At 71.8% G+C, this 13,207-nt stretch carries 1 protein-coding gene and 1 pseudogene; both read right to left on the bottom strand.

Going from position 1 to position 13,207, the window contains the following annotated elements; all coding sequences use genetic code 11:
• Positions 1-5,381: SDR family NAD(P)-dependent oxidoreductase (locus ACFQ7F_RS41650; RefSeq protein ID WP_383283283.1), on the bottom strand; the 5,381-nt coding region annotated here is incomplete at its 3' end.
• A gap of 142 nt (positions 5,382-5,523) precedes the next feature.
• Positions 5,524-13,179: pseudogene (locus ACFQ7F_RS41645) on the bottom strand (SDR family NAD(P)-dependent oxidoreductase); the annotation flags it as partial.
• Positions 13,180-13,207 lie beyond the last annotated feature (28 nt).

Here is a 13,207-nt window from a genome sequence, read left to right as displayed (position 1 = left end):
ACGTCCCAGCCGCGGTCCGTCGGGAACTGCGACACCGCGTCGCCGCCCCCGGCCACCAAACGCCACAAGTCCTCCGGCGACTCGACGCCGCCCGGGAACCGGCAGCTCATCCCGACGATCACGATCGGCTCATCAGCCACCATCGCCACCGGATCGTTGGCCACGACATCGACCACACCACCCAGCAACTCCGCACCAAGGTGCGCCGCCAGCGCGGCAGGCGTCGGATAGTCGAAGACCAACGTGGCCGGCAACGCCAGCTCGGTCGCCGCATTCAGCCGGTTACGCAGCTCCACCGAGCTCAGCGAGTCGAAGCCCAGCTCCTTGAACGCGCGATCGGCTCCGACAGCCTGCCCAGAGCTGTGGCCGAGCACCACCGCAACATGGCCCAGTACGAGATCCAGGAGCGCCTTCTCCCGCTCCGCGACAGACAGCCCCACCAACGACTGCGCCAACGCAGACCCGGCAACAACCAGGCCAGACTCAACCATCCTGCGGACACTGCCCCGGACCAGGCCACGCATGAGATGCGGCACCGGCTGCGAACGCGCCTGGCGACGCAACACCGGCAGGTCGAGGGGAATCGGCACCAGCGCGGCACGCCCCGTGGAACCCGCCGCATCGAACAGCGCCAGACCCTCGGCCGCGCCGATCGGGATCGCGCCACCGCTGGTGATACGCCGCACGTCGGCCTCGTCGAGACTGCCTGCCATGCCATCCGCATCCGCCCACAGGCCCCACGCCATCGACGTGGCAGGCAGTCCGGCCGCCCTGCGGTGCTGGGCGAGCGCGTCCAGGAACGCGTTCGCCGCCGCGTAGTTGCCCTGCCCCGCGCCACCGAACACACCGGCAGCGGACGAGAACAGGACGAACGCGGACAGGTCCAGGTCGCGCGTCAGCTCGTGCAGGTGCCAGGCCGCGTCGACCTTGGGCCGGAACACCCCGTCGATCCGCTCAGGCGTCAGCGAACCGATCGTCCCGTCGTCCAGCACACCCGCCGTATGCACCACGGCGGAGATCTCGTGCTCAGCCAGCAGCGCCGCTACAGCCTCACGGTCGGCCACGTCACATGCCGCGTACGTCACCTCAGCGCCCTGCGCGACCAGCTCGGCCCGCAGCTCCTCGGCACCCTCGGCGGTGACCCCTCGTCTACTCACCAACAGCAGGCTGCGCACCCCACGCTCTGCCACCAAATGCCGGGCAACAAGGCCACCCAACGTGCCCGTCGCGCCGGACACCAGGACCGCACCCGCACCGAACCCGGGGTCATCCATGACGGACTGCCGCACCCTCGCCAGACGCGGCGCACTCACAGCACCCGCACGCACCGCCAACTGCGGCTCACCCGTGGCCAGCGCGGACGCCAGCACGTCCAGCGAGGCCGTCTCGTCATCGAGGTCGACCAGCACGATCCGGCCCGGGTTCTCCGACTGAGCGGACCGCACCAGACCCCACACCGCAGCCTGAGCCAGGGTCGGCGCATCCTCCTCGGCCGTAGTTGCGATCGCGCCATGGGTCGCAATGACCAGACGCGACACGTCGAACCGCTCCCCATCGAGCCACAACTGGACCGCGCTCAGCGCCCAATGCGCCGCTTCATGCGCACCAACAACCGGATCGGCCCCAGAAGAGACCGGGCACGACAGAGCAACGAAGTCAGCCAGCTCCGCCGACCCCGCAAGCGCCTCCACATCGGTCCACTCGACCGACGGGACATCGACCCCGGACACGGGCACCGACACCCAGTCGACGCCGAACAACGCATCGTCCTGACCGTCACCGGCAAACTGCTCCAGCGACACCGGACGCAACACCAGCGAGTCCACGGTCGCGACCGGGGCGCCCGCCCCATCCGCCACGGCCAACGACACTCCGTCCGATCCCGCAGACCCCGCAGACCCCGCAGGCGTCAGCCGCACCCGCAGCGCTGTCGCGCCGGAGGCGTGCAGCCGTACACCCGACCACGAGAACGGCAAGCCGCCGGAGTCACCGTCGCCACCCGCCAGGCCTGTCGCGTGCAGCGCCGCATCCAGCAAGGCCGGGTGCAGACCAAACCCCTCAGCCTTCACACCCTCCGGCAGCGCGACCTCGGCGAACACCTCATCGCCCTTGCGCCAAGCCGACCGCAGCCCCTGGAACACCGGGCCATAACCCAGGCCCAGCTCCGCCAACCCGCCGTAGAACCCCTCAAGGCCCACGGCCTCCGCACCGGTCGGCGGCCACTCGGCCAAGGACGCCCCGCCGGCGCGACCACCCTCACCCAGCACACCCGTGGCATGCCGCGTCCACGAACGACCATCGTCGGCGTCACCCACACTGGAGTGGAAACTCAGCTCACGACGGCCCGACTCATCCGCCGCACCCACCCACACCTGAACCCGCACCGAACCGCTCTCCGGCAGGACAAGCGGCGCCTCCAGCGTCAACTCCTCCACCAGATCGCACCCGACCTGATCCCCCGCACGCACCGCCAACTCGACGAACGCAGCACCGGGCAGCAGCACCGAACCCTGCACCACATAATCAGCCAGCCACGGATGCGACTGCACCGACAGCCGACCCGTCAGCAACACACCGTCCGTGCCACCCACAGTGACAGCCGCACCCAACAACGGATGCTCCGCCGAGCCCAGTCCGGCCGCCGTGACATCGCCGACCGAGGGCAGCACATCCAGCCAGAAGCGCTCGCGCTGGAACGCGTACGTCGGCAGATCGACGCGCTGGGCCCCGCGACCCTCGAAGTAAGCGGCCCAGTCCACGTGAGCGCCCCGCACATGCGCTTCCGCGATCGCGGCGGTCAGCGCCGCCTCCTCCGGGCGGTCGTTCCGCAGCACCGGCACGAATCCGGCCTCCGGCGCCGACTCCTGACCCAGCGCTGACAGCGTCCCGCCCGGGCCGACCTCGACGAACGTCGTCACACCCTCGTCCACGAGCGTGCTCACGGCGTCGGCGAACCGCACCGACTCACGCACGTGCCGCACCCAGTACTCCGTCGAGGCCAGCTCGTCGGCAGTGGCCAACCTGCCCGTCAGCGTCGACACCACAGGTATCGCAGGCGCCTCGTACGAAACGCCCTCAAGGACCCGGCGGAACTCGTCGAGCATCGGGTCCATCAAAGGCGAGTGGAACGCATGGCTGACACGCAGCCGCGTCACCTTCCGGCCCGCCTCACGCCACCGCTCAGCAACCATCTCAACATCAGCGGCGACGCCGGAAACGACCACCGACGACGGGCCGTTGACCGCAGCAATGCCCACGGTCTCCGACAGATCCGACGCCACCTCGGCCTCGGACGCCTGAATCGCCACCATCGCGCCACCGGACGGCAGCGCCTGCATCAACGCACCCCGCGCCGACACCACCTTGACTGCGTCAGCCAGCGACCACACACCCGCCACATGAGCCGCAGCCAACTCACCGATCGAATGCCCCGCCAGAACATCCGGGCGCACACCCCACGACTCAAGAAGACGGAACAGCGCGACCTCGACCGCGAACAGCGCGGGCTGCGTCACCCCCGTCTCATTCAGCGCATCGGCATCCTCACCGAACAACACCTCACGCACCGCCGGATCGAACTCACCCAGCACCGCGTCCAGAGCCCCAGCGAACACCGGGAAACGGGCCGCCAGTTCACGGCCCATACCGAGCCGCTGCGAACCCTGACCCGAGAACAAGAAACCCAACAGCCCGCCAACGGCGTTACCCGTCACCACACCCGGAGCCTGACCGCCCTCGGCCAACGCGGTCAGAGCAGCCAGCCGGGCCTCCGCGTCGTCCGCGATGACGACCGCGCGCTGTTCCAGCGAGGCCCGCGTCGTCGCGAGGGAGAAGCCGACATCCACCGGGTCCAGACCGAGCACGCCGGAGAGCGCCCGCTCCGCCTGCTTGCGCAGCGCCTCGGCACTCCGCGCCGACAGCACCCACGGCACAAGCCCGCCCGCCCCGGAGGCCACGGCGGGGGCCGACTCCTCGGCCGTCGCGGCCTGCTCGACTTCCGGGGCCTGCTCGATGATGGTGTGCGCGTTCGTGCCGCTCACGCCGAAGGACGACACACCGGCCCGCCACGGCTGCCCCGTCTGCGGCCACGAGCGGGTGTCCGTCAGCAGTTCCACCGCACCGGCGGACCAGTCCACGTGTGACGACGGCTCGGTCACGTGGAGCGTCTTCGGCAGGACGCCGTGCCGCATCGACATGACCATCTTGATCACGCCCGCCACACCTGCGGCGGCCTGCGTGTGGCCGATGTTCGACTTGATCGAGCCCAGCATCAGCGGCCGGTCGGCGGGGCGGTCCTGGCCGTAGGTGGCAAGGAGGGCCTGCGCCTCGATCGGGTCGCCAAGCTTTGTACCGGTGCCGTGTGCCTCGATGGCGTCCACGTCGGCCGGAGTCAGGCCCGCACTCGCCAACGCCTGGCGGATCACGCGCTGCTGCGACGGACCGTTCGGCGCGGTCAGGCCGTTGGACGCGCCGTCCTGGTTCACCGCCGAACCACGTACCACCGCAAGCACCTGGTGGCCGTTGCGCCGAGCATCCGAAAGGCGCTCCACCAGCAGCATGCCGGCCCCCTCACCCCAACCGGTGCCGTCGGCACTGTCGGAGAACGCCTTGCACCGGCCGTCCGGGGCGAGGCCGCGCTGTCGGCTGAACTCGATGAACGAGCCCGGCGTCGACATCACCGTCACACCGCCGACCAGCGCCAGCTCGCACTCGCCCTTGTGTAATGCCTGCACCGCCAGGTGCAGGGCCACCAGGGACGACGAGCACGCCGTGTCGACCGTGACGGCGGGGCCTTCGAGGCCGAAGGTGTACGACAGACGGCCGGAGATGATGCTCGCCGAGATGCCGGTGCCCGCGTATCCCTCGACTTCCGCCTGCGCGGCCATCAGCAGCGCCGCGTAGTCCTGGCCGTTGGTTCCGACGAACACGCCCGACCTGCTGCCGCGCAGCGAGGTCGGGTCGATGCCCGCCCGCTCGAACGCCTCCCAGGAGGTCTCAAGGAGCAGCCGCTGCTGGGGGTCCATCGCCGCGGCCTCGCGCGGCGAGATCCCGAAGAACGCCGGGTCGAAGTCCGTCGCGTCGTACAGGAACCCGCCTTCACGGGCGTAGGTCGTGCCCGTGTGGTCGGGGTCCGCGTCGTACAGCGACTCCAGGTCCCAGCCGCGGTCGGCGGGGAACCCCGCCACCGCGTCCGCACCGGACTCGACAAGACGCCACAGATCCTCCGGCGACTCGACCCCGCCGGGGAAGCGGCAGCTCATGCCGACGATCGCGATCGGCTCGCTGTCCTTCTCCTCGACCTCGCGGAGACGTTGCTTGGTCTGCCGCAGGTCCGCGGTCAGGCGCTTCAGATAGTCGAGGACCTTGTCGTCGGTCGGCATGTGCTTGATACCCCTCTGGGTGAGAGTCCGTACCCGTCTTGATGAGAGTCCGTACCGGGCAGGTCAGGTCGGGTCGTCAGGTCGGGTCGTCAGGGTCGGGTCGTCAGGTCGGATCAGGCTGGTGAGAGTCCGTACCCGCTGGTCAGGACCTTCCGAGTTCGTCGTCGATGATGTCGAAGACGTCGTCGAGGGTGGCCGAGGTCAAGTCGTCCGCCGCGGGCTCCGGTTCGCCCTCGTCCCAGGTGGACAGGAGCGAGCGCAGCCGTAGCCGGATGTCCCCGGCCAGGGCGTCGTCCGGGTCGAGTTTGGAGATGATGACCGTCAGCTTGTTCAGCTCGCTGAGTACCGCGGCGGCGGGTGTGCCGTCGCCGGCGAGCACCGTCGTCCGCAGGTGGGCCGCGAGTGCCGCCGGGTTCGGATGGTCGAAGACCAGGGTGGCGGGCAGTCGCGATTCGACCTCGGCGTCGAGCCTGTTGCGCAGTTCCACGGCGGTGAGCGAGTCGAAGCCGAGTTCCTTGAACGCCCGGTCCGCCTCGACGGCGTCCGGACCGGGGAAGCCGAGCACGGCCGCGGTGTGGGTGCGGACGAGCTGCACCAGGGTCCGGTCCTGCTCCGCCTCGGTGAGACCGGCGAGCCGTTGGGCCAGCGGGACCGGGCCGGAGCCGTCACCGGACCGTGCGGTCCGGCGGGCGGTCGTCGGAACCAGGCCGCGCAGCAGCGGTCGTACCTGCTCCGGGTGGGCCCGCAGCGCGGACAGGTCGATCGCGGCGGGAACCGCGGTCGCGGTGCCGGTCGTGCGCGCCGCGTCGAACAGTGCCATGCCGTCGGCGGAGGACAGCGGGGTCATGCCGCCCCTCGCCATCCGCTGTACGTCGGCGTCGTCGAGGTGCCCTGTGATGCCGCTCGCCTCGGCCCACAGGCCCCAGGCGAGCGATGTCGCGGGCAGCCCGGCGGCCCTGCGGTGCTGTGCGAGGGCGTCGAGGAACGCGTTGGCGGCCGCGTAGTTGCCCTGACCGGGGCCGCCGAACACTCCGGCGGCGGCGGAGAACAGTACGAACGCCGTGAGGTCCGTTCCCAGGGTCAGCTCGTGCAGGTGCAGCGCGGCGTCGGCCTTGGGCCCGAACACCGTGTCGACGTGCTCCGGGGTCAGGGACTCGATGATGCTGTCGTCGAGGACGCCCGCCGTGTGGACGACGGCGGTCACGGGGTGCTCGGCAAGGAGCGTGGCGACCGCGGTGCGATCACTGACGTCACACGCCACTACGGTGACGCGCGCGCCCAGTTCGGCCAGTTCCCTGCGCAGTTCCTCCGCGCCCGGTGTGGCCGGGCCGCGCCTGCCGGTCAGTACGAGATCCCTGACTCCGTGGCGGGTGACGAGGTGCCGTGCGGTCACGCCGCCGAGCACGCCGAGACCACCGGTGATCAGCACGGTGCTTTCGGGGGTGAACGCCGCCTGCTCGGGAGCGTCGGCCGGAGCGGCGAGCCGCGCGAGCCTGGCCACCGTGGCGGTGCCGTTCCTGACGGCGACCTGCGGTTCCCCGGTCGCCACTGCGGCGGGCAGCCTGCGCAGCGACTTCTCGTTCCCGGCCGTGTCGGCCGTGTCGGCCAGGTCGTCCACCAAGTCGTCCACGTCGACGAGGACGAACCGCTCCGGGTGCTCCGACTGCGCCGATCGCACCAGGCCCCACGCGGGAGCGCGCACCAGGTCCGGTACGGCCTCGTCCGGTCCTGTCGGCACCGCGCCGCTCGTCAGGAACACGAGCCGCGATGCGGTGAACCGGTCGTCCGCGAGCCAGGATTGGAGCAGGTCGAGGGTGTGGTGCGTCGCCTCGCGCGGGGTCGTCGCACCCTCGCCGGGTGTCACGGCCACACACCGCGGTACGGGCGCGCCTGCGTCGACGGCGGCAAGGAGCGCGGCCAGGTCGGCGTGCTCGTCCACCGGTTCGCCGGCCGCGGTGAGCGCGTGGGCCAGGCGGGCGGTGTCGCCGCCGAGGACCGCCCAGGTGCCGGGCTCGGGAGCGGCGTCCGGCATCGGCACCCACTTGACCTCGAACAGCGAGTCACGGTGGGCGGAGCGTGCGGCGTTGAGCTGGTCGGCGGAGAGTGGCCGCAGGCTCAGCTCGTCGACGGCGGCGACCGGATCGCCGGAACCGTCTGCGACGAGCACCGCCACGGCGTCCACGCCGACCGGCGTAAGCCGGACCCGCAGCGCCGTCGCACCGGTCGCGAGGAGCCGTACCCCGGCCCACGAGAACGGGAGTCCGTCCGAGCTCGTCCCGAGCCCGGCGGCGTGCAGCGCGGCGTCCAGGAGGGCCGGGTGCAGGCCGAAGTTCTCGTCGGCGATGCCGTCCGGCAGCGCCACTTCGGCGAACACCTCGTCGCCCTTGCGCCAGGCGGCGCGCAGGCCCTGGAAGGCGGGGCCGTGGTCGAGGCCGGAGGCGGCGACGGTGGCGTAGTGGCTGTCCAGGTCGACCGGTTCGGCTTCGCTCGGAGGCCAGACGACGAGGTCGTCGGTGACGGGGAGTGCCTCGGCCGTCAGGGTGCCGGTGGCGTGGCGGGTCCATTCCCCGCCCTCGTCCCTACGGGAGTCCACGGTGAACGTCCGCCTGCCCGAAGCATCTGCCGCATCCGATACGTCAGATGCGTCCGATGCGTCCGGCGTGTCAGGGCTGTCGAGGCTGAGCCGTATCTGGACGCCGTCCCGTTCGGGCAGTACCAGGGGTGCTTCGATGACCAGGTCGTCCAGGGTCGCGCAGCCGACGTGGTCACCGGCGCGCAGCGCGAGGTCCACGTAGGCCGCGCCGGGGAGCACCGCGGTGTCCAGGACGCGGTAGTCGGTGAGCCAGGGGTGGGTGCGCAGGGACAGCCTGCCGCTGAACACGAGGCCCTCGGAGTCCGCGAGTTCGGTGACGGCCGCGAGCAGGGGGTGGTCCACACGGCCGAGCCCTGCCGATGTCACGTCGCCGGACGCGGCGTGCGTCGTCGTGGGCCAGAAACGCAGACGCTGGAACGGGTACGTGGGCAGGTCCACGCGCCGGGCGTCGGGGAGCGGCAAGGCCACCCGGCCGCCGCGCACGAACAGCCTGCCGGCCGAGTTGAGGAGCCGGTCCTTGCCGCCGTCGCCGCGCCGCAGCGAGCCGATCACCAGGCCTTCGGCACCGGTCAGTTCGCCGAGCCCGGCCACCAGGACCGGGTGCGGGCTGACCTCGACGAAGGTGGTGAAGCCTTCCGCCACCAGGGTGGAGACGGAGTCCGCGAACTCCACCGTCTGCCGCAGGCTGCGGTACCAGTACGAGGCGTCCAGGTCACGGGTGTCCAGCCATCCGCCGGTCAGCGGCGAGTAGTACGGCACGTCGCCGGAGCGCGGCGTCACGTCTGCCAGGCCCTCCAGGATTTCCGCCTCGACCTGCTCGACGTGGTGGGAGTGCGGGGCGTAGTCCGCCTGGACACGCCGCGCCCATACGCCCTGTTCGGCGCAGACCTCCAGCAGCTCGTCCAGCGCGGCCGCGTCGCCGGATACGACGACCGACGCGGGGCCGTTCACCACGCCGACGGCGAGCTGTCCGTCCCACCTCGCGATGAGTTCCCGTACGTCGTCCACGCCGAGCGCGACCGAGACCATGCCGCCCTGTCCTGCGAGCGCGGTCAGTGCCTTGCTCCGCAGGACGGCGAGGCGCGCCGCGTCCTTCAGGGACAGGGCGCCCGCGACGCACGCCGCGGCGATCTCGCCCTGCGAGTGGCCGAGTACCGCGCTGGGCTCGACGCCCCAGGACCGCCAGGTGGCGGCAAGGGACACCATCACCGCGAAGAGGGCGGGCTGGACGACGTCGAGCCGTTCCATCAGGGCGGGGTCCTGGATCGCGTCGAGGAGCGACCAGTCGACGTGCTCTTCCAGCGCCTCGGCGCACTCCTCCATCCGCGTACGGAACTCCGGTGAGGAGTCGAGGAGTTCCAGGGCCATGCCGACCCACTGCGTGCCGTGGCCGGGGAACACGAACACCGCACCGGTGCCGCGGTTCTCGGCCACGCCGGTCACGACGTTCGGTGCCTCGCGGCCTTCGGCCAGGGCGGCGAGGCCGGTGCGGAACTCTTCCCGGTCGAGGCCCACGACCACGGCCCGGTGGTCGAACACCGAGCGGGACCGCAGCGAGTGGGCGATGTCGGCGACGGACACGGTCGCGTCGGCGCCCTCGAACTCCGCACGGAGGCGGGAGGCCTGTTCCCGCAGTGCTTCGGCGGATCGCGCCGAAAGGACCCACGGCACCACACCCGGCTCTTTCGACTCTCCCGGCTCTCCGGGCTCTCCCGGCTCGATGTCGGGGGACGCCTTCTGGGGGGCCTGCTCGATGATGGTGTGCGCGTTGGTGCCGCTGAATCCGAACGACGACACACCCGCGCGCCACGGCCGGTCCGTCGCAGGCCACTCACGCTGGTCGGTGAGCAGTTCCATCGCACCGGCCGACCAGTCCACGTGCGACGACGGTTCGGTGACGTGCAACGTCCGTGGCAGTACGCCGTGCTGCATCGCCATGACCATCTTGATCACACCGGCGACACCGGCAGCGGCCTGTGTGTGGCCGATGTTGGACTTGACCGAGCCAAGGAGCAGTGGCTGGTCGGCGGGGCGGTCCTGGCCGTAGGTGGCGAGCAGCGCCTGTGCCTCGATCGGGTCGCCCAGCTTGGTGCCGGTGCCGTGCGCCTCGACCGCGTCCACGTCGGACGGGGTCAGGCCCGCGCTCGCAAGGGCCTGGCGGATGACCCGCTGCTGCGACGGGCCGTTGGGTGCGGTGAGGCCGTTGGACGCGCCGTCCTGGTTGACGGCGGATCCCCGTACGACGGCGAGCACTTGGTGACCGTTGCGCCGGGCGTCGGAGAGACGCTCGACGATGAGCATGCCGATGCCCTCGCCCCAGCCGGTGCCGTCGGCGCTGTCGGAGAACGCCTTGCACCGGCCGTCCACGGAAAGGCCGCGCTGCCGGCTGAACTCGATGAACGCACCAGGCGTAGACATCACCGTCACGCCGCCCGCGAGGGCCATCTCGCACTCACCCGACCGCAGTGCCTGGGCCGCCAGGTGCAGGGCGACCAGAGATGACGAGCACGCCGTGTCCACCGTCACCGCGGGGCCTTCGAGGCCGAACGTGTATGACAGGCGGCCGGACATGACGCTCGCCGCGCTGCCCGTCGCCACGTGACCGCCCACGTCCTCGACTGCCTCGCCGAGGACAAGCCCGTAGTCCTGCACGTTCGAGCCGACGAACACGCCGACGCGCTCACCGCGGACCGAGTTCGGGTCGATGCCCGCCCGCTCGAACGCCTCCCAGGAGGTTTCCAGGAGCAGTCGCTGCTGCGGGTCCATCGCGAGGGCCTCACGCGGCGAGGTACCGAAGAAGGTCGCGTCGAAGTCCGCCACACGGTCGAGGAAGGCGCCCCTGCGCGAGTACGTCGTGCCGATGCCCGCGGGGTCCGGGTCGTACAGGGCATCCAGGTCCCAGCCGCGGTCGGCCGGGAAGTCCGTCACCGCGTCCCCGCCCGACAGGAGCACCTGCCACAGGTCCTCCGGGCTGGTGACGCCGCCGGGGTACCGGCACGTCATCGCCACGATCGCGATCGGCTCGTCGGTCACGACCGGCCGTGCGGCGTCCGGTGTCAGGGGCGAATCGCCGTGCGGCTCCAGGACGACCGCCGACAGCAGGTGGTCGGCGAGCGCCGCGGGGGTGGGGTAATCGAAGACCACGGTCGCGGGCAGGGTCAGGCCGGACGCGGCCGCAAGCCCGTTGCGCAGTTCCACGGCGGTCAGCGAGTCGAAGCCGAGGTCGCGGAAGGCCCGGTCGGGAGCGACGGCACCGGCCGTGGTGTGCCCCAGGACGGCGGCCGCCTGCGCCACCACGAGGCCGCGTACGAGTTCGCCCTGCTTCGCCGCGTCGAGGCCGGTGAGCCGGCCCCGCAGCTCCGCCCCTTCCCTGTCGGATCCGTCCGGCCCCGCAAGCCCGTCGGTCCCGGCGGTCCGGCCCGCGACGGCGTCACGCGCTTCGGCGAGGTCGGCGAGCAGCGGGCTCGGCCTGCCGATGGTGAAGGCGGGCGCGAACCGTTCCCAGTCGACGTCCACCACAACGGTGCTCGCCGTGCCGCCGCCGACCGCGTCGGCGATGGCGCCCACCGCGAGTTCGGGCTCCAGCGCGAGGAGCCCGCGCCGGGAGAGCTGCCGCTGCGCCTCGTCGTCGGCCATCCCGCCGCCGCCCCAGGGACCCCAGGCCACAGCTGTGCCCGGCAGGCCGAGCGCGGTGCGGTGCTCGGCGAGCGCGTCGAGGTAGGCGTTGGCCGCGCTGTAGCCGACCTGGCCGCCACTGCCCCAGATCCCGGCGATCGAGGAGTAGGAGAGGAACGCGTCGAGCGGTGTGTCGGCGAGCAGTTCGTGCAGATGCGCGGCGCCCGCCACCTTGGCGCCGACCACGTCGGCGAAGCGCGCGAGGTCGGTCTCCTCGACAGGGGTGCTGTCGTTGAGTCCCGCGGTGTGTACGACGGCGTCGACCTGGTCTCCGGCGGCGGCCAGGCCGTCGAGCAGGGCGGCGAGCCCTTCCCGGTCGGCGATGTCGACGGCGGCGACCGTGACGCGTGCGCCAAGGTCGACGAGCTCGGCCTCCAACTCAGCGGCGCCCTCTGCCTCGATGCCGCGACGGCTCACCAGGACGAGGTGCTCGGCGCCGTGCGCCGCGGACCAGCGTGCGGCCCTCGCGCCCAGGGCGCCCAGACCGCCGGTCACCAGGACCGTGCCGCGCGGCGTCCAGCCTGAGCCGGACTCCGGGGCGGCCGATTCGGCCCGGCGGATGCGGCGTGCGAACACGCCGGACCCGCGTACGGCGACCTGGTCCTCAGCCCCGCCGAGCAGCCCGCACAGCCGTGCGGCCACCCGCTCGTCCAGCGTCTCCGGCAGATCGACCAACCCGCCCCAGCGAGCGGTGAGTTCCAGCGCCGCGGCCCGGCCGAGGCCCCACACCATCGACTGCGCGAAGCCTGCGACCGCGTCGTCCGCGACCGCCGCCACCGCGCCCGACGTCGCGCACCACAGCGGCGCCTGTACGTCCGCGTCACCGAGCGCCTGGATGAGCGCGAGGGTGGCTGCCACGCCGTTCGGTACAGCGGGGTGCTCGGCGTGCGGCGACTCGTCGAACGCCAGCAGCGAAAGGACTCCGCCGACTTCTTCTTCCTGCACGAGGACCTGCGCGACTGCCGTGCGCAGCGCATCGGCAAGGCCTGCGCGGTCCGCGGGGTCCGGCCCTTCGGCCTCGACCACGGCGAGCGCCAGGCCGCTGCCCGCGAGCAGCTCGCTCAGCGCGGCGGCACGCTCGTCACCGGCGGGCGCCACGAGCAGCCATGTGCCCGAGGGGGGCGTCGTCACCGGGGCACCGACGGACTTCCAGCCGACGGTGTAACGCCACTTGTCCAGCGTGGACTTCTCATGGCTCCGGCGCCGCCACGACGTCAGGAGCGGCAGTACGGCGCGGAGCGAGTCGGTGGCCCCGTCGTCGGTGATGCCCAGGGACGACGCGAGCGCGGTCGCCTCCTCGCTGTCCACCGCGGCCCAGAACCGTGCCTCGTCCGCGTTCGGGGCAGCATCGGCGGCGACGGGCCGAGCGTCCATCCAGTAGCGCTGGTGCTGGAAGGCGTACGTCGGCAGGTCGACACGCCGGGCGCCGCTGCCGGCGAAGTACGCGGTCCAGTCGACCGTCGCACCCCGCGTGTGCAACGCGGCGACCGCCGATACCAGCGCGACCTCCTCGGGCCTGTCCGCACGCAACGCGGGCAGGAACACCGCATCGGGGGCG

The sequence above is a fragment of the Streptomyces sp. NPDC056486 genome, assembly GCF_042795295.1.
Lineage (GTDB): Bacteria > Actinomycetota > Actinomycetes > Streptomycetales > Streptomycetaceae > Streptomyces.
The sequence above is the reverse complement of the archived record's forward strand: the minus strand, read 5'-3'. Positions and strand labels throughout refer to the sequence as shown.